Origin of the sequence: Caulobacter segnis (assembly GCF_019931575.1) — a bacterium.
Classification (GTDB): Bacteria; Pseudomonadota; Alphaproteobacteria; order Caulobacterales; family Caulobacteraceae; genus Caulobacter; species Caulobacter segnis_C.
Genome location: NZ_CP082923.1, coordinates 2,374,802 through 2,400,091, shown reverse-complemented (window position 1 = coordinate 2,400,091; position 25,290 = coordinate 2,374,802). Strand labels below are relative to the sequence as shown.

The following is a 25,290-nucleotide window of genomic DNA, read 5'->3' as shown; positions in this document are numbered from 1 at the left end:
GGCTGGGCGTGCGATCCATCTTGACGTCCAGCGTCCCATTTCTTGCGCTGCGCCACCCGGGGGCGCCGCTTGAGCCGGGATCGCGAGATGCGGGGCAGGCCGGGTTTTCGTGTCAGGATCGACGCTCGGGGCGCAAGGCGTGCGCGCTGGTGCAAGCGCGCGGGGCGCCATGGCGCAAACCGATCTGAGCTTCTGCCTCGAAACGGCGTCGGCGAAGACCTCTCCGCACGAATACTTGGCAATTGCCCCGCGACCCGGATTTGTAGTCGCCCCCGCGTCGCGCCGCCCGAATTTGAAGGGACAATTCGATCCAGGTTCGGCTGGCGGACAGTTCCGTCACCGGAAGGAAGTCTGCTTCGAGATCAACGGTGCGCTTTACAACTAACGCCTTTCCCAAGGAGCAGCGCCAGGAAGCTTGGCGCTTTGCATTGCAGCGACTGTCGATCGAGTTGCTGGACAACCAGGCTGAGATTTACGGCGAGCTGGTCACGTTCCGCACGGCTCTGGGAATGCAGTTCATCCGTATCGCCGGTACGCGGCAGTCGCTGGCCGTCGACTTCAGCCAGAGCGCGTCCTGCATCTGGCTGGTCCTACTGCTTGACGGCGAACTGACCGTGACCAGCGGTCGGACCGCGCGGATCCTCGCCGAGGGCGCCATCGTGTGCGGAAGCGACCTGGTCGGCGCGCGCCTGGATTTGCGCGGCGATGGCCGGCTGCTGATCACCCGTGTTCCGCAGGCCTTGCCGACGCTGAAATCCCGAACGCCTGCGCCCGCCGCGATCAACTGCCTGGATGGCGCATCCGGCCTGGGGGGCATGCTTTCGGGCTTGCTGAGCTCGGTCGCTGAAACCCTCAATGAGGTGGAGGCCGATCACATGCGGCCCGTTGAGGCCGCCTTGCCCGAGTTCATCGCCGCTCTGCTGCTCGACTCCGCCCCCGACAAGGACAGGGGCGGTTCGGCCGGCGGGCGAGCCTCGCTACTGGACCGCGTCTTCCAGACCATCGAAATGCGCCTCAGCGATCCCGAGTTGAACCTGCAGCAGGTCGCCAAGGAGCACGGCATATCGTCGCGCTACCTGCAGAAGCTGTTCGCCTCCATTGACGAGAGCTTCGGCCATTTCCTCAAGGCGCGACGGTTGGAGCGCTGCCGGCTGGATCTGGGAAGCCCGCTGCATGCGCAGAAGTCGATCTCCGAGATCCTCTTCCAGTGGGGGTTCAACGACTCCGCCTCCTTCAGCCGCGCCTTCCGAGAGCAGTATGGCGTCAGCCCGCGCGAATATCGCAAGGCGCCGGCGGCCAACGACGAAAACGGACGGGTCCTGCTTCGCGGGCTGCCCACCTCGATCCGCAAACCCAAGCGTGTCCCGCCAGGTTTGGCGCCCGTCGAGGACGAGGACGGCGAGGTCGCGGACGGCGCGCCGTCCGAGGACATACGCCAGCCGCCGGTCGAGCGCGGCCCTCGCCATCATCTTCTGAAGGCGTCTCCCGAAACCGTCCATTGGGGCTATTTCAGCCGCGCCCTGAAACCCGTGATCGAGGTCGAGTCCGGCGACTACGTCACGGTCGAGACGCTGACCCACCACGCCTATGACGACTACGAGCGAATGATCGAAGGCGATCCTGGCGCCGAAAGCGTCTTTCGCTGGACGGCGGAGGGCAAGGCGGTCGATCGGCGGGGCGCGGGGCCCATCGACGGCTCGGCGTTGGGGCGCGGGGCGGGGGAGGGGTTCGGGGTGCACATCTGCACCGGACCGATCGCGATCGCCGGCGCCAGGCCCGGCGACGTGGTCGAGGTCAAGATCCTCGAGATCACGCCGCGCCCCAGCCAGAATAGCCGCTTCCGGGGCCGCGCGTTCGGCAGCAACGCCGCCGCCTATTGGGGCTTTCACTACACCGACCTGCTCACCGAGCCCAAGCCGCGCGAGGTGGTGACCATCTACGAGGTGGAGCACCAACACGGCCGGGCGTGCGCGCACGCCGTCTACAACTATCGCTGGACGCCGCAGACCGATCCTTTCGGCGTGACGCACGATCGGATCGACTATCCCGGCGTGCCCGTGAATCTCGACACCGTCGTGCGGAACTTCGACGTGCTGCGCGACATCGAGGTGCCCGTGCGGCCGCACTTCGGCGTGGTGGCCATGGCGCCAAACCATGCCGACCCGGTCGATTCCGTCCCGCCGTCCAACTTTGGCGGCAATATCGACAACTGGCGCCTGGGGGCCGGCGCCAGCCTTTTCCTGCCCGTCGGCGTGCCGGGCGGCCTGCTCTCATTGGGCGATCCGCATGCCTCCCAAGGCGATTCCGAACTGTGCGGCACGGCGATCGAATGCTCGATGACGGCGCTAATCCAAGTCGTTCTCCACCCCGCCAGCACCGCGCGCGAGCCGCTGCGGGATCTCGACTATCCGTTGCTCGAAACCAAGGATGAATGGGTGATCTTCGGCTTCAGCCATCCCGAGTACCTGAAAGAGATGGGGCCGTCGGCGCAAAGCGAGGTCTACAAGAAGTCCTCAATTGACCTTGCGATGCGCGACGCCTTCCGGAAAGCGCGGCGCTTCCTGATGACGACCCGGAACCTCAGCGAAGACGAGGCGATCTCGTTGCTTTCCGTGGGCGTTGACTTTGGTGTCACCCAAGTGGCGAACGGGAACTGGGGGGTCCACGCCATCATCCGCAAGGCCATGTTCGCCAGCTAGCAGGGGGCGTCGCACGTTTTCAAGACGCGGGCGTTCCAGCGGACGCCCCCCGCCACCGTCACGGAGGCGCGGGCGAAACTCGCCGCGCGGGTGCAAGCCAGGCCCTGAGCCGATATCGTCACAGCAAGGTCGTTGGCTGGCAAAGCGTGTTTTCGCACGCAATGCGTGATCCTTTGTTTCTGCTGACGACAGAGCTGCCGAGAACAATGGTTCTGCAGCTGAGCGAGCGATCACGGGCCCGGCCAACGGATCTGCGTCGGCGCTGGACGTACGCCGCTGCGGTCGGAGCGGTCGGCGGGTTTGTCTACCGAGTTCTGGACGCCCGGACGCAGCGGCGACCGACGGTTTGGGCGCACTTCGTCAGTCGCAGCAATTGCGATCAGCCAGTCGCAGGGTTGGAGTCAGAAATCCGCGAAAACGCGGAACGTCGTGGCAACTCGTAACGGCCCAGCTGCGATACGCAGGAATAGGAGTCAGTGACAAGTGACAGCTGACAGGGCGCCGCTGATACAAATAACGTCTAAGATATATTATCAGAAATACTAGATGCCCAATTCCCTGGACCGCCGGTCTTACGGTTCCCGGGTTGCTCCCGAGCAAAGAACGCGGCGCGGCGAACTCTAGTGTGAGCTCCAGGCTCATTCAGCCTTGGAGATACGCGATGATCCGCGCGGTCGAAACTTCCTGGTCCGTCGCCGAGCAGCTGACGCTTCGTCTGCTGCGCCGCTTGCTGAGGCCCGGCGCGCCGATCGCGTCGCGCCAGGCCTGACCAGCCGCCACGCCGGACACGTCAAGCCGCTCCGGGAACTCTTTGAAATTGAAACAGAAAAAGTCGCCGACGGACACAAGTCCCGGCGACTGGATGCCCACTCCATGATCCGCACCGTCTTCAACCGCTCCACGACCTCCTGGCTGGCCATCGCCGTCGCCCTGGCGGCGACGCCCGCCGCGGCCCAGGCCACGCTGCAACTGCGCGATGTCGAGGTCGAGACCACGTCCGCCGCCTCGGACGTCGGCCCGGCCGGACTGTCGGCCCATGTCGTCGATCACGTCGCGGCCGGCCACAAGAAGGCCTCGTCCAGCGACCTCACCGAGATCCTGCGCGCCACGCCTGGCGTCGCGGCCCAGGGCGCCGGCGGCTTCTCCAGCCTGCCGTCGATCCGGGGCCTGGGCGAAGACAAGGTGATCGTCACCATCGACGGCGCGCCGGTCGACATGGCCTGCCCCAATTTCATGAACCCGCCGCTGTCCTATGTCGATCCGCAGACCCTGGACGCCGTCCTGGTCATCAAGGGCGTGTCGCCGGTCAGCTTCGGGGGCGACAATATCGGCGGCGTCATCGCCGCGCGGTCGGCCGATCCCAAGTTCGCCCAGCCGGGCCAGATGCTGTTCACCGGCGAGACCTCGGCCTTCTACCGGAGCAACGACGACGCCGTGGGCGGCGCGCTGCAGGCGACCGTGGCCAACGACCGCTGGAGCGTCGGCTACGCCGGCTCGGGCGCCAAGGCCCGCAACTATCGCGGCGGCGACGGCGATGGCGCCGCGCGCTCGACCGAATACGCCAAGACCAGCCACGCGCTGACGGTCGGTCGGCGCACCGGCGTGGGCCTGTTCACGATCAAGGGCAGCCTCGACTACTCGCCGTACGAAGGCTTTCCCAACCAGTGGATGGACATGACCCTGAACCGGTCCTGGGCGCTGACCGGCCGCTACCAGGGCGCGTTCGCCTGGGGCGCGCTGGACGTCACCGCCTATCACCGCGACGTCCGCCACAAGATGAACTTCCTGGACGACAAGGGCGGCGACGCCGACGGCGGCATGCCCATGGACACCTGGGTCAAGTCCAGCGGCGTGACGGCCAAGGCCGACGTCATGCTGGACGCCCGTCAGACCCTGCGGGTCGGCGGCGAGTTCCACCACCAGGCGCTGGACGACAGCTGGCCGGCCGTGGCCGGCAGCATGATGATGGGTCCCAACACCTATCTGAACGTCAATGACGGCCGCCGCGACCGTTTCGGCGTGTTCGCCGAGCTGGATTCGCACTGGTCCGACAAGCTCTCCAGCGTGGTCGGCGTGCGCCACGACGCGGTGTCGATGAACACCGGCGACGTCCAGCCCTACTCCACCGGCATGATGAGCATGAAGGACGCCATGGCGGCGACGGCTTTCAACGCCGCCGACCATAAGCACGACGATGGGAACTGGGGCGCGACTGCCCTGCTCCGCTACGCGCCGACCGCCGGGGTGACGCTGGAGGCCGGCTACGCCCGCAAGGCCCAGTCGCCGAACCTTTACCAGCTCTACGCCTGGGGTCGCGGCGCTATGTCCAGCCAGATGATCGGCTGGTACGGCGACGGCAACGGCTATGTCGGCAACCTGGCCCTGAAGGCCCAGAAGGCCGACACCTTCAGCGGCGCCGTACAGTTCAGCCGCGGCGGCGAGGACGGCTGGCGGCTGAAGATCGAGCCGTTCTACACGCGGGTCGACGACTTCATCGACGCGCGCAAGATCGCCGACCTGACCAACATGATGGGCATGCCCAGTGGGTTCGTTCAGCTGCAATTCGTCAATGTGGACGCCGAGTTCCGGGGCGTCGACGTCTCGGCCCAGGCGCCGCTGTGGTCCAGCGAGGCGTTCGGCAAGGCGCGCCTGGAAGCGACGCTCAGCGCCCTGCATGGCGAGAACCGCGCCAACGGCGCGCCGCTCTATCGCCAGATGCCGCTGAACGGCCGCATCGCGCTGCAACACGCCAAGGGCCCCTGGACCAGCGCCGTCGAGCTGGAGCTGGTCGCCGATAAGGATCGTGTCGATCCCGTCCGCAACGAGCGCAAGACCGCGGCCTATCAACTGCTGAACGTCCGCACCGCCTATCAGTGGAAGACGGTGACCCTGAGCCTGGCGGTCGAGAACCTGGCCAACCAGAGCTACGACCTGCCGCTGGGCGGCGTCTCGCTGGGCGACTATGGCGCGACCGGTTCGCTGCGCCAGACGCCCGGCCGGGGCCGCTCGGTCGACGTCGGGCTGACCGCGAGGTTCTAGGGCCATGACCCCAATCGCCGTCCTCGCGGCCGGGCGACACGTCGGCTTTCAGCAGTGGGGCCGCCAGGCGCTGCTGCAGAAGGGAGTCGCCTTCGTGTCGTCCTGCGGCATCGTCGCCGCGCAGCTGGCGCTGGTGACCTTCGAGGCGCCGGCCCCGCCGCCGGCGCCGGCCCCGCCCAACATCGTGGTCAGCCTGGTGCCGGTCGACCTCATTCACCCCGAACCGGCGCCCCGGCCGATCGTCCGTCAGGTGGTCGAGCCGGGAAAGAAGCCGGCCGTGACGGAGACGACCAGCAAGGCGACGGCCAAGCCCAGCCCGGCCGGCACGCTCGCCTCGGCCACGCCCGTGACGCCGGCGGCCGCGCCGGTCCAGGGCCCCTCGCCCGCACCGTCCTCGGCCGCGCCGGCGCCGATCCAGACGGCCGCGGTCGTCGAACCGCCACCGAGGGCCGACGACGCCCTGCAGCGCTACCAGGACCTGGTGTGGCGGATGATCATGGCGCGGCGTCCGCCGACCGCCCATCTGCGCGGCGGAGCCCAGATCGCCTTCCACCTGATGCCGAACGGGACGCCGTGCGACATCCGCATCGCGCGCACCAGCGGCGATCCCATGCTGGACCGCCTGGCCATCGCCACGGTCCAGCGCGCCGGACCGTTCCCGAAACCGCCCGCCGGCCTGCGCGCCGACACCGAGTTCGAGATCTGGTTCCAGTTCCGCTAGCGGCTAGGCGTCGTCGCCGACGAAGCGATAGCCGATACCCGGCTCGGTCTGCAGGAGCTGAGGCGTCGCTGGATCCGCCTCCAGCTTCTGGCGCAACTGGCCGACGAAGACGCGCAGATATTGCGTGTCCTGGGCGTGGGCTGGCCCCCAGACGGCGGTCAGCAGGTCCTTGTGGGTAAGGACCTTGCCGTGCCCGAGCGCCAGACGGGTCAGGACGTCGTATTCGCGCGGCGACAGCTTTACCGCGACGCCGGCCCGCGTGACGCGGCGCTTCTCCAGGTCGATCTCGACATCGCCCGCCCGGATCGGACCGCTGGGCGTCTGGGCGCGTCCGGTCTGGCGCAGCGCGGCGCGAAGACGCGCCAGCAACTCACCGACACCAAAGGGTTTTTCGACATAGTCGTTGGCGCCGCGATCCAGCGCCTCGATCTTCTCAATCTCGCGGTCGCGGGCCGACAGGATCAGGATCGGGCCGTCATAGAAGGCCCGAGCCTTCTCCAGCACCTCCTTGCCATCCATGTCCGGCAGGCCCAGATCCAGCACCACGGCGTCCGGCGACCACAGCGCGACGCCGCGCAGGCCTTCCTGGCCGCTGTCGGCCCGCAACGGTTCGTAGCCGGCGGCGTCCAGCGCCGGTCCCAGGAACCGATGGATCTGCGGCTCGTCGTCGATGACGAGGATGCGCTGGCGGCTTGCTAGCCCTTTGGCGGTCATGGGCGATTCATAGCAGATCACGCGGCGTGGCGATGGTCTTGGGCAGGCTGATCAGCATCCGCGTGCCGCGTCCGTCGTGGATCGGGCTGGCGGCGGCGATCCGGCCGCCCATGGCGTCGACGAAGCCCTTGGCGATGGCCAGGCCCAGACCCGCCCCCTGGCCCGCGCCCTGGTGACGATCGCTGGGCTCCTCCAGGCGACGGAACTTGTCGAAGATCCGCTCCAGTTCGGCGACCGGGACGCCCCTGCCCTCGTCCTCGATGCTGATCACGATATTGGCGCGATCCTCGTAGGCCGCGATCTCGATCCGGCTGCCCGGATCGCTGTAGGCGATGGCATTTTCCAGAATATTGACAATGACTTGCTCCAGAAGGCTCGCGTCCGCCTGGATCATGGTCAGGGTTCCTGGATAGTCCCGCGACAGCACGCGGCCGCCTAGCCGACGCGACACCCGCTCGGCGGCGGCGTTCAGGACGTCGCGGACATCGGTCCAGTCGCTCCGCAGCTTCAGTCCGCCACCCTCCAGCCGGGTCATGTCCAGCAGATTGGCGACGTAGCGGCTGAGGCGCTCGGCCTCCTCGCGGATGCTGAGCAGCAGGTCGTCGCGGACCGCCGCCTTCATCCTGTCGCCGTACTCGATCAGCGTCGTGGAGGCGCCCAGCACGGTCGAGAGCGGCGTACGCAGGTCGTGGCTGACCGAGTTCATCAGCGCCGAGCGGAAGCGGTCGGCGCGGCGCAGGGTTTCGGTCTCCAGCGCCTCGGCGGCCAGCTGCGAGCGCTCCAGGGCGACGGCGGCCTGTTCCAAGAGCGCCAGCACCAGCCGCTCCGGATCGGAGCCAGGCGGCGCGACGCCGGCCTCGACCCCGGCCACGCCGGTGCGGGAGCGGACGCCCTCCAGCGGCCAGAAGGTCCAGCGGGCCTGCGGCAGGGTGCCCGTACCAAAGCCGGCGGCCTCTCCCTTTTCCCAGGCCCAGCGCGCGGCGGCCATCTGGGCGGCGTCCAGGGGCTCCAGGGTGGGCGAACCAGCGGTCGGGGCCAGCTCGTCGCCCTCGGGCAGCAGGACCATCGACCGGCCGCCCGCCGCGGCCGAGACCTGCTCGGCCGCGGCCCTGGCCACGGCGTCGCGACCCGCGGCGGCCGACAGGGTGCGACTGGCCGCCAGCAGGGTGGTGACGGCCGCGGCCCGCCGCTGCGAGCCCAGGGCCTGATCGCGCACCCGGCCGGCGAGGCCGCCCGACGCCAGGGCGACGGCCCAGAAGACCACCAGGGTGATGAAGTCGGTCGGCGCGCCGATCGCCAGACTGTAGCGTGGCTCCAAGAACAGATAGTTGTAGATGAAGAACGCCACGGTCGCCGCGGCGAGGGCCGGCTTGAGGCCATGCAGCACGCCGGCGGCTAGCACCGCCGCCAGGAAGATCATCCCCAGATCGACGCGGTCGAAGGCGACGTCCAGGCCCCAGGCGCCCAGGGTCGCGGCCAGCACGAACAGCGCGCCGACGACATAGCCTCGCCAGGAACCGAGACCGACCGGCTGGACGGTTTTCGACTCGCGCTCGGGCGCCGCCTCTGTGACGACATGCACCGCCACGCCGCGCGCCTCGCGAAGCAGAGCGGTGGCCAGGGAGCGCCCCAGCAGCTCGCGCCACCGGCGCTCGACCGTCTTGCCAATGACGATCTGGGTGACGTTGTGGCGGCGGGCATAGGCCATGACCGTGGCGACGATGTCGCCGCCCGTCAGCGCCAGCGTGGCGCCGCCCAGCTGTTCGGCCAGGCGGTAGGCGTCGCGCAGGCGGGCCGCGCTCCCCTCGCCCGCCGCCGGTCGATCGGTGCGCTCGACATGGGCGACGATCCACGGGGCGTCCATCATCATGTCGGACAGCCGGCGGCCGGCGCGAACCAGTGACCCGGCCATCGCGTCGCCGCTGACCAGGACCAGGATCCGCTCGCCCGCCGCCCAGGGGCCTTCGACACCCTTCTCGCGCATGGCCGCGACTAGCTGGTCGTCGACGGTCTGGGCCGCCCGGCGCAGGGCCAGTTCGCGCAGGGCCGTGAGGTTCTCGACCTTGAAGAAGTTGTCGGCGGCCAGTCGCGCGGTCTCGGGGACATAGACCTTGCCCGCAGCCATCCGTTCGCGCAGTTCGTCGGGCGTGATGTCGACCAGCTCGATGGCGTCGGCGCGAGACAGCGCGCTGTCGGGCACGGTCTCCCGCTGGCGCACGCCCGTGATGCGCTGAATGACGTCGACCAGGCTTTCCAGGTGCTGGACGTTCAGGGTCGTCCAGACGTCGACGCCGGCGGCCAGCAGTTCCTCGACATCCTGCCAGCGCTTGGGATGGCGCGAGCCCACGGCGTTGGAGTGGGCGTACTCGTCGACCAGCAGGATCCGAGGCCTGCGCTCGAGCGCCGCGTCGATGTCGAACTCCATCTGGACGCGGTCGCGATGCTCGATCGGCTTGCGCGGCAGGACGTCCATGCCGCGCAGCAGGCTCTCGGTCTCGCGCCGGCCGTGGGTCTCGACCACGCCAATCAGCACGTCGACGCCCTCAGCCTTACGGCGGCGAGCGGCGCGCAGCATCTCGTAGGTCTTGCCCACGCCCGGGGCCATGCCCAGAAACACCTTGAGACGCCCCCGGCCCGCCTTGTTGGCGGCGGCCAGGAGCGCCTCGGGGTCAGGACGCCCGGGTTCGTTTTGAGAGCGGTCGTCCGCCGGCACTATCCGCCTTTCGGGAAGCGGGCGTCGAGCGCCCGGTTGAGGGCCAGCACGTTGACGCGGGGCTGGCCGATGAAGCCCAGCAGCGGCGGCTGGACCTGGGCGTCGATCAGCGCCGCCACCTGGCCGACCGGAACCCCGCGCTCGCGAGACACGCGCGGCGCCTGGAAGCGGGCGTTGGCCGGCGAAATGTCGGGATCGAGCCCCGAGGCCGAAGTGGTCACCGCGTCGGCCGGGATGACCACGCCGGGGTTCTCGGCCCGCAGGGCGGCGGCGTCGGTCTTCTCGCGCGCGATCAGCTTGTCGTTCAGCGGCCCCATGTTGGAGCCGCTGGAGGCGCCGGCGTCGTAGCCGTTCCCGGCCGCCGACGGACGGCCGTGGAAATATTCCGGCCTGGCGAAGACCTGGCCGATCAGGGCCGAGCCGAGGACCTCGCCGCCGGCGTCGCGGATCAGACTGCCGCCGGCCTGGGCCGGAAACGCCGCCTGGGCGACGCCGGTCACGGCCAGCGGATAGGCCACGCCCAGCAGGGCGGTGAACAGGCCCATGGAGACCAGGGCGGGACGAAGGTGAGATAGCATGACGGATGAATCTCCGATGGCTCGTGTTTAGGCCAGGCCGAGGGCCGAGACCACGAGGTCGATCAGCTTGATGCCCACGAAAGGCGCGACCAAGCCGCCGATCCCGTAGAGGGTCAGGTTGCGCGACAAGAGCTTGCCAGCCCCGATGGCGCGGTACTTCACGCCCTTCAAGGCCAGAGGGATCAGGGCGATGATCACCAGGGCGTTGAAGATCACCGCCGACAGGATCGCGCTCTGCGGGCTGTGCAGGCGCATGACGTTCAACGCGCCAAGGGCCGGCAGCGAGACCACGAACATCGCCGGGATGATGGCGAAATACTTGGCCACGTCGTTGGCGATCGAGAAGGTCGTCAGCGCCCCGCGGGTGATCAGCATCTGTTTGCCGACCTCGACGATCTCGATGACCTTGGTCGGGTCGCTGTCGAGATCGACCATGTTGCCGGCCTCGCGGGCGGCCTGGGCGCCGGTCTGCATGGCCACGCCGACATCGGCTTGAGCCAGAGCAGGCGCGTCGTTGGCGCCGTCGCCGCACATGGCCACCAGACGCCCCTTGCCCTGCTCCTCGCGGATCAGCCGCAGCTTGTCCTCGGGCGTAGCCTCGGCCAGGAAGTCGTCGACGCCGGCTTCCGAGGCGATCGCGGCGGCGGTCACCGGGTTGTCGCCGGTGATCATCACCGTGCGCAGGCCCATGCGGCGCAGGTCGGCGAAGCGCTCCTTGACGCCGGGCTTGACCACGTCCTTCAGGTGGATGACGCCGACCAGGACGCCGTCCTCGCTGACCGCCAGCGGGGTGCCGCCCGAACGGGCGATGCGGTCGATCGCGGCGGTCAACTCGGCCGCGACACTCTTGGGGTCCAGGGCCAGCGAGCGATAGACGGCGTCCACCGCGCCCTTGCGCCAGCTGCGACCCTCGTGATCCAGACCCGACTGGCGGGTCTGGGCGGTGAACGGGATGGCCGTGGCGCCGGCCGGGGGCTCAGCCGCCAGGCCCTGGTTGCGGGCCAGTTCGACGATCGAGCGCCCTTCCGGCGTTTCGTCGGCCAGCGAGGCCATCAGGGCCGCGCGCATCGCCGCCTCCGGCCGCACGCCCGGCGCCGGGATCACCTCGGTGGCCATGCGGTTGCCGAAGGTGATGGTGCCGGTCTTGTCCAGCAGCAGGGTGTCGACGTCGCCCGCCGCCTCCACGGCGCGGCCCGAGGTGGCCAGGACGTTGACCTTCAGCAGGCGGTCCATGCCGGCGATGCCCACGGCGCTGAGCAGGCCGCCGATCGTCGTCGGGATCAGCGTGATGAACAGCGCGCCCAGCACCAGCGGGTCCAGCGCCACGCCCGAGAACTTGCCCAGGCCCAGCAGGGTCACGACCGCGATCAGGAAAATCAAGGTGAGCCCGGCCAGCAGCACGGCGAGAGCGATCTCGTTCGGCGTCTTGCGCCGGTCCGCGCCCTCGACCATGGCGATCATCCGGTCGAGGAAGGTCGAGCCCGCCTCGGCCGTCACGCGCACCTTGATCCAGTCGGAGACGACCGTGGTGCCGCCGGTTACGGCCGAGCGGTCGCCGCCGCTCTCACGGATGACCGGAGCGCTCTCACCGGTGATGGCCGCCTCGTTGACGCTGGCCATGCCCTCGATGATCTCGCCATCGGTCGGGATCACATCGCCGGCCTCGACCAAGATGATCTCGCCCATGCCCAGCTTGTGGGCCGGGGTTGGGATGTAGGTCCCCGTGGTCGGGTCGATGATCAGCTTGGCCTTGGTCGTCACACGGGTGGCGCGCAAGCTGTCGGCGGCCGCCTTGCCGCGCCCTTCGGCGACGCTTTCGGCCAGGTTGGCGAACAGCACCGTGGCCCACAGCCAGACGGCGACCTGGATGGCGAAGCCCGCCGCCTGATGAGCGGCCAGCGCCGCGACGGCCGAAGCGGTGGACAGCAGGGCCACGATCCAGGTGGCGAAGATCACCGGATTGCCGGTCAGCTTGCGCGGATCGAGCTTGAGGAAGGCGTCCTTGGCCGCGCGGGCCAGGACGGCGCCGGAGAGGCCGCCAGCCAGGGCCGAGGCCTTGCGGCGGCCTTCGCCGGCATGGATATCGATGGAGCTCATGGGATCACCACTCAGCGGAGGGCCGCGACCGCGCCGAGCGCCTGGAAGTGCTCGACGATCGGTCCCAGCGCCATCGCGGGGAAGAATTGCAGGCCGCCCAGGATCAGGATCACCCCGATCAGGAGACCGATGAACAGACCGCCGTCGGTCGGCAGGGTGCCGGCGGTGGGGGCCAGCTTGGGCTTGGCGACCAGGGCCCCGGCGATGGCCAGGACGGCCACCATCGGCAGGAAGCGGCCCAGGGCCATGGCGATCCCGAGCGTCACGTCCCACCAGGGGGCGTTGGCGGTCAGGCCGGCGAAGGCCGAGCCGTTGTTGGCCGTACCCGAGACATAGGCGTAGAGGATCTCCGACAGGCCATGCGGTCCTGAGTGCATCAGGCCCTTCAACGCCTCGGGCAGCACGGCGGCCAGGCCCGAGAAGCCCAGCATCGACAGCGGGATGATGACGACGGCCAGGATCGAGAACTGGATCTCGCGGGCCTCGACCTTCTTACCCAGATATTCCGGCGTGCGGCCGACCATCAGGCCGGCGACGAACACCGACAGCAGGGCCATGACGACCATGATCGCGACGCCCGAGCCGATGCCGCCCGGCAGGATCTCGCCCAACTGCATCAGGAACATTGCAATGCCGCCGCCTAGGGGCATCAGGCTGGAGTGCATGCCATTGACCGAGCCGTTCGAGGCGCCGGTCGTGGCCGCGACCCAGGCGGCGGTGGCGGGCGCGCCGAAGCGGACCTCCTTGCCTTCCATGTTGACCGACGCGTCGACCTTGGCGGCGACCTGGGCCGGCGGGGCCTGGGTCTCGGTGGCGTACACCCCCGCCGCGCCGGCCAGCAGCAGCACGAAGGCGGCGATGACCAGGGCGCGGACGTCCTTCTTGGCCAGCACCATGCGGCCGAAGGCGAAGAAGGCGGCCCAGCCCAGCACGTTGATCGAGACGGCCGTGATCAGGTTGGTCAGCGGCGTCGGGTTCTCGAACGGGTGGGCCGAGTTGGCGTTGAAGATCCCGCCGCCGTTGATGCCCAGCATCTTGATCGCCTCCTGCGAGGCGACGGCGTAGAGCGAGATCTTCTGCTCGGCGCCTTCCAGCGTGTGGGCGGTGACGCCGGCGATGAGGGTCTGGGGCAGGCCCAGGGCGACCAGCAGGATCGCCACGACGAAGGACAGCGGCAGCAGCACGTAGAGCGTGGTGCGGATCAGGTCGGCCCAGAAGTTGCCGACGCCCTCGCCCCGGTTGGCGACGAACGCGCGGGCCAGCGCCGCGGCGACGGTCGCGCCGGTGGCGGCCGAGACGAAGTTCTGCACCGTCAGCACCAGCATCTGGCTGAGCGTCGACATGGTCGCCTCACCCGCATAGCTCTGCCAGTTGGTGTTGGTGACGAAGCTGATCGCCGTGTTGAACGACAGGTGGCCCGACAGGCCTGGGAAGCCCTGCGGGTTCAGCGGCAGCACGCCCTGCAGGCGCAGGACCGCGTAGACGAGGAAGAAGCCGACCAGGTTGAAGGTCAGCAGCGCCAGGGCGTAGGCATGCCAGCTCTGGCTCTTCTTCGGATCGACGCCGCAGGCGGCGTAGAACAGACGCTCGATCGGGCGCATCACCGGATCGAGGAAGGTTCGCTCGCCATTCCAGACGCGCGACATGAAAACGCCCAGCGGCCAGCCGATAGCGACCGCCAGGCTCAGGGTCAGGGCGATCTCCGCCCATCCTTGCCAGGTCATTGGGATTGGTCCGTCAGAACTTGTCGGGACGCAGCATGGCCGCGACCATGTAGCCGGCGACCACGACGGCCCCGGCTGCCCAGAGAAGAGTCACGAGCATGGTCAGACGCGCCTCAGCGCGGCGGCGAAAGCGCCGAACAGGGCGAACAGGCCCAAGGCCAGCGCCCCATAAAAAAGATCAGCCATCGAGGCCTCCTTTGGTGTCGGAGGCCGAAAGACCATTTCGGCGCGTAAGGGCTCCATATTGAAGCCGAGCCGCCGCATAAGGGCGGCGTAAAGATAGTCCGCTAGGCGGCGACCCGGGCGTCCAGCAGCGCCAGCTTGGCCAGGATGCGGTCCAGGGTGGTGCGCTTCACCGGCCGGCCGTCGCGCAGCTTGGTCCAGGTGGTCTCGCTGATCGCATAGCAGTCGAACAGGTGCTCGCGGGTGACCGCCGGCAGGCGCGCCCGCAGACGTTGGAACATTTCACGAGAGACGGTGACGGTTTCAGCCATGGGAGGTCTGGTCAGTGACGCACGGGAAAGTGACTCTACCGCGTCCCTATGACGGTGTTGTTGGGCGGGCATATTTCAACTCTGTTACGTGTGGCCAAGTTTCGACAAACTCGGGCGAACGGGGCGACCCGGCTGGACCTTGCCATCCCGCCCGGAGGTTCACGCCTACAACGACGTTTCGCCAGCGACTTTCCGTCGCCGAATTCTCAGAGCGTGAACCGTAGGCCGTCATGGGCGGCCTCGACGCCGGGCGGCAGCCGGGCGGTCAGGGCGTTGTAGTCCAGGTCGATATGCAGGTTGGTCAGGATGGCCCGGCGCGGCTTGGCGCGGGCGATCCACTCCAGCGCCAGCTCGACGTGCGCGTGGGTCGGATGCGGCGTCCAGCGCAGGGCGTCGACGATCCAGACGTCGAGATCCTCGAGATCGGCCCAGCTGCCGTCCGGAATGGCGCGGACGTCCGGCGTATAGGCCACCCCGCCGAAGCGGTAGCCGACCGCGCGGATCTCGCCGTGATCGACGTCGAAGGTGTGGACGGGGATCGTCCCGCTCGGCCCCTCGATCGCGAAGTCCTCGCCCAGCGGCGGGATCAGACGCGGCTCCAGGATGGCCGGATAGCCACCCCGCGTCTTGAAGATGTACTCGAACCGCGTCAGCAGGCCGTCATGCGTGGCCTGGTCCATCCAGGTCGGGATGCGCTGGCGCTGGTTCAGGAAGAACGGCCGCAGGTCATCGATGCCGTGAGCCTGGTCGGCGTGGTCGTGGGTGAACAGCGCCCCGTCGACCCGCTTCACCCCGGCCGCGGCGGTCTGCAGCCGCAGGTCCGGCGCGGTGTCGACGATGACCGTGGTCTCGTGGTGCGGCCCACCCGTCCCCTGGCGCCGCACCAGCAGCGAGCAGCGCGAGCGATGGTTCTTGGGCTCGGCCGGATCGCAGTCGCCCCAATTGCCGTCGGCGCGGGGTACGCCGCCGGACGAGCCGGAGCCCAGGATGGTGAACTCCAGCGGTCCCGTCATGCCCTGGGGATCCGGTCGAACAGGGTGAAGAAGGCGTCCTCGGTCCGCGCCTCTGTATCGGCCCGGCTCCAGCCCCGGATCTCGGCCAGCTTGTCGTAGATGTGCGGCAGATAGGCCGGCTCATTGCGGCGGCCGCGCATCGGCACGGGGGCCAGGTACGGGCAGTCGGTCTCGACGATGATCCTGTCGGCCGGCATGTCGCGGATCACCGCCCGCACATCCTCGGCCGCCTTGAAGGTGGCGATACCCGACACCGAGAACCACGCGCCCAGGGCGGCGGCGCGGGCGGCCAGCGCCGGACCGCTGGTGTAGCAGTGCATCAGGATCTTGAACGGCCCAGCCGCGTGCTCCTCCTCGAGGATCTGCGCCATCACCTCGTCGGCCTCGCGAGTGTGGACCACCAGCGGCAGGCCGCTCTCGCGGGCGGCGATGCAGTGCTCGCGGAACACCCGGGCCTGAACCTCGCGGGGCGACAGGTCGTAGTGGAAGTCCAGGCCGCACTCGCCGATGCCGATGACGCGCGGGCGCTGGGCCAGTTCGACCAGGCGCGCGGCGGTCAAGCCGGGATCCTCCTTGGCCTCGTGCGGGTGCGTGCCGACCGTGCACCAGATGTCCGGCTCGGCCATGGCGATGGCGTGCACGGCCTCAAAGGACGAGACCTTGTCGCAGATGGTGACCATCAGCGCGACGCCCGCCTCTCGAGCGCGGGCGATGACGGCGTCCTTGTCCTCGGCGAACTGGGGCGCGTGGAGATTCACATGGCTGTCGATGAGCATGCGGCTCACATCGCCGCCTTGGCCGCCGCGCGCAAGTCCGAGATGACGCTCCAGAAGGCGTCGGCGCGATCCAGGTTCACCGCCTCGACCTCGCCGGGGACGTTGGAGAGCCGCTCCCACGCGGCCGCCCAGCGGTCCAGGCCCGGCGAATTCTTGCCGTCGGCGGCGACCTGGGCGGCGAAGATCCGCACCTGGTCGGCCAGGCGGCTCATCAGCAGCTCGAACCGCGCCATGCCATCCGCGCCCCGGAAGGTGTCGGCCATGGCCAACAGCGCGCCCTCGTCGATCTTGGGCAGGCCGCGCAGGATCTCGTTGGCCGCGTCGTCCATGGCGATGGCCCCGGCGGTGGCCAGTTGCAACGCCCTGCCCGGCGCGCCGTGGGCCATGCGAGCCAGACGCTCGGCGTCGCGATGCGGCAGATCGGCCATCCGCTCGACCATCTCGGCCGCCGCGGCGATCCCCGGCGCCGGAACGGCCAGGCGGCGACAACGCGAGCGGATGGTCGGCAACAGCTTGCCGGGCGCGTGGCTGATCAGCAGGATCACCCCGCGCGGCGGTGGCTCTTCCAGGGTCTTCAGCACGGCGTTGGCCGCATTGACGTTGAGGTCGTCGGCCGCGTCGATGATCGCCACGCGATAGGGCGAGACGGCCGGCGTCGTGGAGAAGAACTCCGGCAACTGGCGGGCCTCGTCGACGGGAATCGACTTCCTGGCCTTGCCGTCGTCGGTCAGGCGCTCCAGCACCATCAGGTCGGGATGCGAGCGGGCGGCGACCTGGCGGCTGACCACGTCGGAGGGCGCGGCGCCCAGCAGACCCTGCGATGGCTCGGGCCGCGCGCCCAGCAGGCGACGGGCCATGCGGTAGGCCAGGGTCGCCTTGCCGACGCCCTCGGGACCGGTCAGCAGCCAGGCGTGGTGCAGTCGGCCGCGCTCCAGCGCGTCGATGAATGCGGCCTCGGCGGCCGATTGGCCGTCCAGGCGATAGACGTCGCGGGGGTGGGCCGGCGTCATCATCAGAGGTCCAGCCGTTGGGTTACGGTGTCGGCGATGGCCGCGGTGACCGCGTCCAGCTCGGCGTCGGCGTCGATGACGGCGCAACGTTCGGGCTCGCGGCGGGCGATCTCCAGATAGCCGGCCCGCAGACGCTCGTGGAACGGCAGGCCCTTCGACTCGAACCGCGCCGCCCCGCCGCGCGCCTCAGCCCGGCGCAGGCCGACCTCGGCCGGCAGGTCCAGGATCAAGGTCAGGACCGGAACCGTGCCGGCCAGCACGTGCTCCTCCAGCGAGGCGATCAGGCTGGCCGGCGCATCGCCGCCCGCGCCCTGATAGGCCCGGGTGGAATCGGCGAAGCGGTCGCAAAGCACGACCTTGCCCTGCGCGAGGGCCGGGCGGATCACCCGCTCCACGTGATCGCGGCGGGCGGCGTACATCAGGAGGGTCTCGGTGACTGGCGACCAGCGATCTGCGGCCCCATTGACCAGCAGTTCGCGGATGGCTTCGGCGCCCGGACTGCCGCCCGGCTCGCGAGTCACGACGACGTCATGGCCGGCCGCTTGCAGCCGCTCGGCCAGGCGGCGGATCTGGGTGGACTTTCCAGCCCCCTCCCCGCCTTCGAAACTGATGAAGAAACCCTGGGTCACCGGCCTCCATTCGGCCGGATCGCGAGGCTTGTCCAGAGCCCCTTAGGGCCGAAGCACGGTCGCGCCCTGATAGCCCAGGGACTCGACACGATCACGCAGGCTCCAGGCCTCGCCCTCGTCCTGGCCCGCTAGCACGGTGACGCGATAGAGCGTGCCGCTGGCGCGCTCGATGGTGTCGATGAAGGCCCGGCCGGCGCCGGCCAGCTGGCGCACGGCCTTTTCGGCGTTCTCACGGTTGGAGAACGAACCGGCCTGCACGCGATAGGCCTTGGTCGAGGCCAGGACAGGATCGGGCGAACCGATCGGTGGGGCGGCCGCTTGCTGGACCGGCGCGGGCGGCGGGCTCCAGACCGGATCCGGCGCCTGTCGCTGCGGCAGCACCTGCACCCGCTGCGTCGGTTCCTTGATGTCGTCGAAGCTGCGCGGCCCGGCGCGAACCGGCGCGGGCTCGACGCGGGCATATTGGCGCGGCGCGGTGAAGGCGCTGCTCGAGGCGGGGCCGATGTACTTGACGCGCACCCGGGCCACGCCCTGGCGGCGATAGCCCAGCTGCTCGGCGGCCGCCTTGGACAGGTCGATGACACGGTCGCCGACGAACGGTCCACGGTCGTTGACCCGCACGATCATCTTCTGGCCGTTGTCGAGATTGGTCACCTCGACCAGGCTGGGCAGCGGCAGGGTCTTATGGGCCGCCGACGGGATGTCCATGTCGAAGGTTTCGCCGTTGGCGGTGCGACGGTTATGAAACTGCTCGCCGTACCACGAGCCGATCCCGACCTCGTTGTAGTTCGGATCCGCCTTCGGATAGTACCAGACGCCGTTGATCTGATAGGGCTTCTCGGTGCCGCGCAGCGGCTTGCCGTCCCGGCCGACCGTCGAGCCGGCGCGCGGCGCGGAGCCGCGCGTGGTGTCGTTGCGGGCCGAAACCGTGTAGCCGCCCTTGCCCGTGGCGTATTTGGGCGTGGCGCAGGCGGACAGGGTCAGGGCGGCCACGACCATCAGGCCAAGGCCGCACAGGTTCCGCCAGATCGTCTCGCCGCGCAGGGTCATTCCGCTCATCGTCCAGAGGATCCACACCTCTTCCGAGCGGACATGATCACGCGATTGTTTTGAAGTCTGGTTAAGGACCGGGCGCGCTGATATAGCCGCCTGCTCCGGACAGGTGGCCGAGTGGTTTAAGGCAGCGGTCTTGAAAACCGCCGTAGGTGGAAGCCTACCGTGGGTTCGAATCCCACCCTGTCCGCCACATCGCACAGCGACGAAAAACCCTTTCAGGACAAGCATGTCGGCGACTTCTACCGCGCTTTATGGCCAGGCCGACCACGATCTGGCGCCCACGGCGGCGGACGCCGTGCAGCTGTCGCCGCTGATCGTCGGCTCGACGGATCTGGCCTCGATCGCGGACGAATCTCTTAACGCCGTGACCGTTCGCGCCCCGGCTGGCGCGGTGGAACGACGATTTGTCCTCGCCCAGGCGTTGCGAATCCTGGCGCCCGGCGGTCGCCTGACGGCCTTCGCCCCCAAGGACCGTGGCGGCCTGCGCCTGAAGAAGGAGCTGGAGGCCCTGGGCGGCGAGGTTGGCGAGAGCGCCCGGCGGCACAACCGGATCTGCGTCGTGGTCCGCCCGACGGAGATCAAGGGCCTGGCCGAGACCATCGCCGCCGGCGCCCCGCGCCGGATCAGCGTGAACGGCCTGTGGACCCAGCCGGGCGTTTTCAGCTGGGACCGCCTGGACGCCGGCACCAACGCCCTGCTGCAGGTGCTGCCGGAATTCTCCGGCGTCGGCGCCGACTTCGGTTCGGGCATCGGCCTGCTGGCCCTGAACGTCCTGGCGTCGAAGAAGGTCACCAAGCTGACCCTGGTCGAGCTGGACCGCCGAGCGGTCGAGGTGTCCAGGCGCAACGTCGCCGATCCCCGCGCCGAGTTCGTCTGGGGCGATGTGCGCCAGGTCGAGCTGAAGGACCTGGACTTCATCGTCAGCAACCCGCCGTTCCACGAGGGCGGCGGCGAGGACAAGACGCTGGGCCAGGCCTTCATCCGCGCCGCCGCCGGCGCCCTGCGCAAGAGCGGGAGCCTGTGGATCGTAGCCAACCGCCACCTGCCCTACGAGGCGATCCTGGCCGAGAGCTTCGCCAAGGTCCGGCTGGTCGGCGAAGGCGGCGGCTACAAGGTCTTCGAGGCCCGAAAGTGAGCATGGGGAAATGAGCGGAAAGGCGCTGATGGCCCGTCTGGACCGTCTGCTGGCCAATCTGGGCTATGGCAGCCGCAAGGAGGTCCAGGCGCTGGTGGCGGGCGGCAAGGTCGTGCTGGACGGCAAGATCCTGAAGGACGCCGGCCTGCGCGTCGCCGTCGACGCCACCCTGCCCGAACGCATGACGATCCGGGGCGTCCCGGTCGATCCGCCCGCCCCGCTGGTGCTGATGATGCACAAGCCGCTGGGCGTGACCTGCTCGCACAAGGAGGACGGCGACAAGATCTACGATCTGCTGCCGCGCCGCTGGCGGCTGCGCGACCCGGCCCTGTCGACGGTCGGGCGGCTGGACAAGGACACCAGCGGCCTGATCCTGATCACCGACGACGGCGACTTCCTGCATCGGGTGATCTCGCCCAAGCGCCATGTGCCCAAGACGTATCTGGCGACCCTGGACCGTCCGCTGGACGGTTCGGAGGGCGAGGTCTTCGCCGCCGGGACGCTGATGCTGGACGGCGAGGAAAAGCCGCTGCTGCCGGCCCAACTGGACGTCGTCGATCCGAAGACCGCCCGGCTGACCATCACCGAGGGCCGCTATCACCAGGTGCGCCGCATGTTCGCGGCCGTCGGCAACCACGTCGTCTCGCTGCATCGCGAGCGGATCGGTGGCCTGGTCTTGCCCGGCGACCTGGAGCCCGGCCAGCATCGCATCCTGCCGGCCGCCGAGGCCGAGGGGGTGTTCGCGGATGCCTAGTTCAATTGGGCCTGAACCGATCCTGATCGACGCCCGCGGCCATCACTGCCCGGTCCCGACCCTGAAGCTGCGCAAGGCCCACGAGGCCGCGCCGGCCGGCGCCGAGCTGGTGCTGCTGGCCACCGACCCGATGGCCCGGATCGACGTCCCGCACTTCGCCGGCCAGATCGGCGCCACCGTGCTGGAGGTCGCCGACCAGGACGACGGGGTCATTCGGTTTCGTATTCTGAAGGCGGCTTGAGCGGGATCGCCTTGGGGCCCTCCAGCAGGGCCCGGGGGCGCTCGTCCAGGGCGATCTCGACCTCGGTGGCCAGGGCGCCGCCGAAGAAGATCGCGTTCACGCTCCATGACAGCCAGATCAGGAAGATGATCACCGCCGAGATCGAGCCGTAGGTCGCGCCCAGATGGACGACCTTCTCGACATAGAAGGCACTGGCCCAGGACATGAAGACGCACAGCGCCGCCGCCGCCGTCCCGCCGGCGATCGAGGCGCGCCAGCCGACCGGCTCGCGCGACATGGCGTAGCGGTAGACCAGGCTCATGCCGAACACGATGCCGAAGCTGGCCCAGGTCCATTCGGACTGGATCCACGGCACGCCCGCCAGCGGACGCAGGTTGAGGGCCGCCCCCAGCAGTCGCAGGGTCAGGAAGATCCCCGACATCACGAACAGCAGGCCGAAGGCGGCGATCAGCACTAGCAGGGCCATCAGGTTGAAGCTGAAGAAGCCGCGCTGGTTCTCCTCGTCGTGGATGAACGACAGCCCGGCCAACAGCGCCTTGAAGCCGCGATGGGCGGCGTAGGCGCCGACAATCAGCACGACGCCGCTCTGCAGGGAGATGGTCTGGCCGGGGGCGTGGGCCAGTCGGGCGAACTCGTCCACGAACATCGACCGGGCGCCGGAGGGAATCAGTTCGGCCAGCTTGGTGGCCTGGTGCGCGGCGCTCTCGGGCGTCAGGAAGAAGCTGTAGAGGCCCAGCAGAATCGCCAGCCCCGGAAACACGGCCAGCAGGGCGAAGAACGAGACGCCGCCGACGTACAGCATGACGTCGCGACCCCACAGCCGCGACAGGGCCAGGCCCAGCACACGCAGGATTTCGCGGGCCCAGTGCGTCGGATCCAGGTCGAGGTCGCGCCAGCGGATGCGGTGCAGCGGGTCTTGCATCTGGCGGACCATGGCGATGCGGGACCCCGGAGTCAAAACTGGCCGGAGTCAAAACCGGGCCCGGAATCGTCAAAGACGCGCCGTTCGGGAAGAACGACGCGTCTCCGCAGGACGTACCTGTGAATCGATCGCCACATCGAGGGACGGATGGCGCAGCGACCGATCGACACCCGCAAGATGAGGCCCGCCGCCTGAACCGGACCTGAACGTGTTCGTCAGGTCTCAGAGGGCTCCGGAGTGTTTCAGCCCGGAGATGGCGTCCGGCGAGAAACCCCAGTCGGCCAGGGCCTGGTCGTTGTCCGCGCCGATCTTCGGCGGCGGTCCCTGGATGGCGCCGGGCGTGGCCGAAAAGCGCGGCGCGGGCGCCGGCTGCATGACCCCGGCCACCTCGACGAAGGTCTCGCGAGCGGCGTTGTGGGCGTGCTTGGGCGCTTCGTCCATGGTGAGAACGGGCGCGAAGCACACGTCGGTGGCGTCCATGATCGCGCACCAGTCGTCCCGGCTCTTGGTCCTGATCACCGCCGCCAGTTTCTCGCGCAGCTGCGGCCACTCCTCGCGGCTCATCTGGTGCTGGAACTGCGGGTCGGTGATGCCGGTCTTCTCCAGCAGCAGCAGGTAGAACTGCGGCTCGATCGAGCCGATCGAGATCCACTTGCCGTCCGCGCATTCGTAGGTGTCGTAGAAGTGCGCTCCGCCGTCGAGCAGGTTGGTCCGCCGCCCCTCGTTCCACATACCGCCGGCCTTGAAGCCGTAGAACATGGCCATCAGCGAGGCCGCGCCATCGCTCATGGCGCAGTCGATCACCTGGCCCTGTCCGGTCGATCGCGCGTGGATCACCCCGGCCAGCAGGCCGAAGGCCAGGTACAGCGCCCCGCCCCCGAAGTCGCCGACCAGGTTCAGCGGCGGCACGGGCTTGTCCGCCGTGCCGATGGCGGCCAGCGCCCCGGTGATGGCGATGTAGTTCATGTCGTGGCCGGCGGCCTTGGCGTAGGGGCCCGTCTGGCCCCAGCCCGTCATGCGGCCGTAGACCAGCTTGGGATTGCGGGCCAGCGCCACGTCGGGACCCAGGCCCAGCCGCTCCATCACGCCGGGCCGGAAGCCCTCGATCAGGCCGTCGGCCTGGTCCAGCAGCTTAAGGCAGGTCTCGATCGCCTCGGGGTGCTTGAGGTCCAGCGCCACAGAGCGGCGGCCGCGCGCCGTCACGTCGGCCGGGGAGCCGCGCCCCTGCCCCTTGCGGTCGATCCGCACGACGTCGGCGCCCAGGTCCGACAGCAGCATGCCGCAGAACGGTCCCGGACCGATGCCGGCGAACTCGACGATCTTCAGCCCCGAAAGCGGCCCCTGGCCCATGGTCAAATCTCCCTGTCGGCTCTTCGAACGCGGCCGGTCGGTCGCCACTAGAGCGGCCATGACGTTCGGTCAGGCAAGCCCTTGCGCGACCGGGGGCGACGATCGGCGATTCACCCCCAGCCTGCGGCGTTCCGTACCTTTGACGCCGCAAAGCCTCTGCTATGTTGCAGCCTCGAATCTGGGCCGTCCTCATATGAGCGAGCGAGCCGGCATTCGGGCGGAGGTTGGTTTGGCGGTTGACGCCCGGATCCTGATCGTGGCGCGCGACGATGTTCGCGCCGGACCGCTGGCCGAAGGGCTGGACCGACTGGGCTGGCGCACGATCACCGCCCGGGGGCCCTACGCCGCCCTCGCCGCCCTGGGCGACCTGCCGATCGAGGCCGTCATCGTCGACCTGGCCAGCGCCGGTCCCGAGACCCAGAGCCTGGCCCGTCGCCTCAAGGCCGCCGTCACCCCGCGCCGCCTGCCGGTCATCGCCATCGGCGATCCGGACGGCGACCAGCGCAACCCCGCCTTCGACCTGACCCTGTCGCCGCCGCTGCACCCGTCCCAGGCCGCCCTGCGCCTGGAAAGCCTGGTGCGCACGGCCGTCGCCGAGGAAGAGTTCGAGCTGCGCCTCGAGACCTTCGGCGATCGCGGCCGCCGCCTGGACCTGCCCGAGACCTCGGAGGTTCCGGTCCGCATCCTGGCGGTCGGCGAGCCCGCCCCGCAGTTCCTGGCGCTGTCGAACGCCCTGCAGGCCAGCGGGGCCGAGGTGGTCGGCGCCTTCACCGCCTATACGGCTTTCGACTATCTGCACGAGCGGGCTTTCGACGCCGTGGTCCTGTGGGCCGGCGACAGCCAGCAGGAAGCCCTGTCGATCGCGGCCGGCATGCGCCGCAACACGCGCCTCTTCCACATCCCGGCCCTGCTCTACCTGAAGGCCGAGAGCTACGTGACCATGTCCGAGGCCTTCCATCGCGGCATCTCGGACGTAGCCTCGCCCCAGACGCCCGAGGTCGAGACGGCCATGCGGGTCATGGAGCTGGCCCGCAGCTTCCGGCGCGGCGAATCCATTCGCGGCGCCCTGGAAAAGGCCCGCAGCTCGGGCCTGATGGACGCCGCCACCGGCCTCTTCACCCGCGACCTGTTCGCCGCCCACCTGGCGCGCCTGTCCAAGGCCGCCGTCGAGCGCGCCCGGCCGCTGTCGATCTGCGTCCTGCGCATCGCCGAAAAGTCCGACACCGCCTGGGCTCGCCAGAACGGCTGGCTGGACCGCGCCATCCCGCAGATCGGCTCGATGGTCGGTCGCCTGGTCCGGGTCGAGGACACCCCGGCGCGCCTGGCCACCGAGGTCTTCGCCCTGGCCCTGCCGGCGACCAACCAGAACGCGGCCCGCGCCGCGGCCGAGCGGATCGCCGCCGTGATCAGTTGCACCGCCTTTGACGCCGGCGACGACCGTCCGCCGTTCGTCTGCGAGTTCGACATCGGCGTGGCCGAGGTCCAGCCGGGCGAAGGCGCGGTCAAGGCCCTGGAACGCGCCGCCGCCAGCGCCCTGAAGCGCGACGCCGGCTGAGGCCAAGCCGCGCTTCTCGTCGCCTTTAAAGTGAAGCTTGGGCGCCGTAGCGGCAGGTCCTATATGGAAC

General features: G+C 69.2%; 21 protein-coding genes and 1 tRNA gene. 8 read left to right on the top strand and 14 right to left on the bottom strand.

The features are described 5' to 3' along the window. Nucleotides 1-368 precede the first annotated feature (368 nt). Entirely contained in the window at nt 369-2,699 is a 2,331-nt protein-coding gene (locus K8940_RS11045) for an acetamidase/formamidase family protein (protein ID WP_223395475.1), read from the top strand. A gap of 642 nt (nt 2,700-3,341) precedes the next feature. Here K8940_RS11045 and K8940_RS11040 read toward each other — a convergent pair. Next, the gene (locus K8940_RS11040) at nt 3,342-3,569 is read right to left on the bottom strand and encodes a hypothetical protein (protein ID WP_223395474.1); all 228 of its coding nucleotides are present in this window, start codon (nt 3,567-3,569) and stop codon (nt 3,342-3,344) included. Between the two features lie 3 nt (nt 3,570-3,572). Here K8940_RS11040 and K8940_RS11035 point away from each other — a divergent pair, with 3 nt between their 5' ends. Both K8940_RS11035 and K8940_RS11030 read left to right on the top strand, forming a co-directional pair. Continuing rightward, the gene (locus K8940_RS11035) at nt 3,573-5,738 is read left to right on the top strand and encodes a TonB-dependent receptor (RefSeq protein ID WP_223395472.1); all 2,166 of its coding nucleotides are present in this window, start codon (nt 3,573-3,575) and stop codon (nt 5,736-5,738) included. A gap of 4 nt (nt 5,739-5,742) precedes the next feature. Continuing rightward, nucleotides 5,743-6,459, top strand: a complete 717-nt coding sequence (locus K8940_RS11030; protein ID WP_223395469.1) for an energy transducer TonB — start codon at nt 5,743-5,745, stop codon at nt 6,457-6,459. 3 nt (nt 6,460-6,462) lie between these two features. Here K8940_RS11030 and K8940_RS11025 read toward each other — a convergent pair whose 3' ends face one another. The 11 genes from K8940_RS11025 to K8940_RS10975 all read right to left on the bottom strand — a co-directional run bounded on the left by K8940_RS11025 (nt 6,463) and on the right by K8940_RS10975 (nt 19,266). After that, nucleotides 6,463-7,173, bottom strand: coding sequence for a response regulator (locus tag K8940_RS11025; RefSeq protein ID WP_223395467.1), 711 nt, complete (start codon nt 7,171-7,173; stop codon nt 6,463-6,465). 7 nt (nt 7,174-7,180) lie between these two features. Beyond that, a complete protein-coding gene (locus K8940_RS11020; RefSeq protein ID WP_223395466.1) occupies nt 7,181-9,886 on the bottom strand; it encodes a sensor histidine kinase in 2,706 nt (901 codons plus the stop codon). Then, the gene (kdpC, locus tag K8940_RS11015) at nt 9,886-10,464 is read right to left on the bottom strand and encodes a potassium-transporting ATPase subunit KdpC (RefSeq protein WP_223395465.1); all 579 of its coding nucleotides are present in this window, start codon (nt 10,462-10,464) and stop codon (nt 9,886-9,888) included. The genes K8940_RS11020 and kdpC overlap by 1 nt, the downstream gene beginning before the upstream one ends. Before the next feature lie 27 nt (nt 10,465-10,491). Further along, nucleotides 10,492-12,561, bottom strand: coding sequence for a potassium-transporting ATPase subunit KdpB (gene kdpB / locus K8940_RS11010; RefSeq protein ID WP_223395464.1), 2,070 nt, complete (start codon nt 12,559-12,561; stop codon nt 10,492-10,494). An 11-nt stretch (nt 12,562-12,572) separates the two neighbouring features. After that, entirely contained in the window at nt 12,573-14,285 is a 1,713-nt protein-coding gene (gene kdpA, locus K8940_RS11005; protein ID WP_223395463.1) for a potassium-transporting ATPase subunit KdpA, read from the bottom strand. Between the two features lie 287 nt (nt 14,286-14,572). Next, complete coding sequence (locus tag K8940_RS11000) at nt 14,573-14,779, bottom strand: hypothetical protein (RefSeq protein ID WP_223395462.1); 207 nt, start codon at nt 14,777-14,779, stop codon at nt 14,573-14,575. A 206-nt stretch (nt 14,780-14,985) separates the two neighbouring features. After that, nucleotides 14,986-15,792 (bottom strand): MBL fold metallo-hydrolase, encoded by an 807-nt coding sequence (locus K8940_RS10995; RefSeq protein WP_223395461.1) that lies wholly within the window; start codon nt 15,790-15,792, stop codon nt 14,986-14,988. After that, complete coding sequence (locus tag K8940_RS10990; protein WP_223395460.1) at nt 15,789-16,577, bottom strand: TatD family hydrolase; 789 nt, start codon at nt 16,575-16,577, stop codon at nt 15,789-15,791. Before K8940_RS10990 ends, K8940_RS10995 begins: the two co-directional genes overlap by 4 nt. Continuing rightward, the gene (locus tag K8940_RS10985) at nt 16,574-17,584 is read right to left on the bottom strand and encodes a DNA polymerase III subunit delta' (protein WP_223395822.1); all 1,011 of its coding nucleotides are present in this window, start codon (nt 17,582-17,584) and stop codon (nt 16,574-16,576) included. The genes K8940_RS10990 and K8940_RS10985 overlap by 4 nt, the downstream gene beginning before the upstream one ends. Then, nucleotides 17,581-18,207, bottom strand: a complete 627-nt coding sequence (gene tmk, locus K8940_RS10980) for a dTMP kinase (protein ID WP_223395458.1) — start codon at nt 18,205-18,207, stop codon at nt 17,581-17,583. The genes K8940_RS10985 and tmk overlap by 4 nt, the downstream gene beginning before the upstream one ends. 42 nt (nt 18,208-18,249) lie before the next feature. Continuing rightward, nucleotides 18,250-19,266, bottom strand: a complete 1,017-nt coding sequence (locus tag K8940_RS10975) for a septal ring lytic transglycosylase RlpA family protein (protein ID WP_411675596.1) — start codon at nt 19,264-19,266, stop codon at nt 18,250-18,252. Between the two features lie 97 nt (nt 19,267-19,363). Here K8940_RS10975 and K8940_RS10970 point away from each other — a divergent pair. The 4 genes from K8940_RS10970 (at nt 19,364) to K8940_RS10955 (ending at nt 21,393) form a co-directional block, all read left to right on the top strand. Beyond that, nucleotides 19,364-19,453, top strand: a tRNA-Ser gene (locus K8940_RS10970). Between the two features lie 36 nt (nt 19,454-19,489). After that, a complete protein-coding gene (locus tag K8940_RS10965) occupies nt 19,490-20,398 on the top strand; it encodes a class I SAM-dependent methyltransferase (protein WP_223395456.1) in 909 nt (302 codons plus the stop codon). 10 nt (nt 20,399-20,408) lie between these two features. Further along, on the top strand, nt 20,409-21,152 hold the full coding sequence (locus K8940_RS10960; RefSeq protein ID WP_223395455.1) for a pseudouridine synthase: 744 nt from the start codon (nt 20,409-20,411) through the stop codon (nt 21,150-21,152). Continuing rightward, entirely contained in the window at nt 21,145-21,393 is a 249-nt protein-coding gene (locus K8940_RS10955) for a sulfurtransferase TusA family protein (protein WP_223395454.1), read from the top strand. Before K8940_RS10960 ends, K8940_RS10955 begins: the two co-directional genes overlap by 8 nt. Here K8940_RS10955 and K8940_RS10950 read toward each other — a convergent pair. Together K8940_RS10950 and K8940_RS10945 are read right to left on the bottom strand one after the other, a co-directional pair. Next, nucleotides 21,362-22,327 carry a YihY/virulence factor BrkB family protein gene (locus K8940_RS10950; protein ID WP_223395453.1) on the bottom strand — a complete coding sequence of 322 codons (966 nt, stop codon included), beginning with the start codon at nt 22,325-22,327 and terminating at the stop codon, nt 21,362-21,364. The genes K8940_RS10955 and K8940_RS10950 overlap by 32 nt on opposite strands. A 210-nt stretch (nt 22,328-22,537) precedes the next feature. Continuing rightward, nucleotides 22,538-23,665 (bottom strand): CaiB/BaiF CoA transferase family protein, encoded by a 1,128-nt coding sequence (locus K8940_RS10945; protein ID WP_223395452.1) that lies wholly within the window; start codon nt 23,663-23,665, stop codon nt 22,538-22,540. A 229-nt stretch (nt 23,666-23,894) separates the two neighbouring features. On the opposite strand from K8940_RS10945, the gene K8940_RS10940 reads away from it, so the two are divergent. After that, entirely contained in the window at nt 23,895-25,220 is a 1,326-nt protein-coding gene (locus tag K8940_RS10940) for a diguanylate cyclase domain-containing protein (protein WP_223395451.1), read from the top strand. The last annotated feature ends 70 nt before the right edge of the window (nt 25,221-25,290 follow it).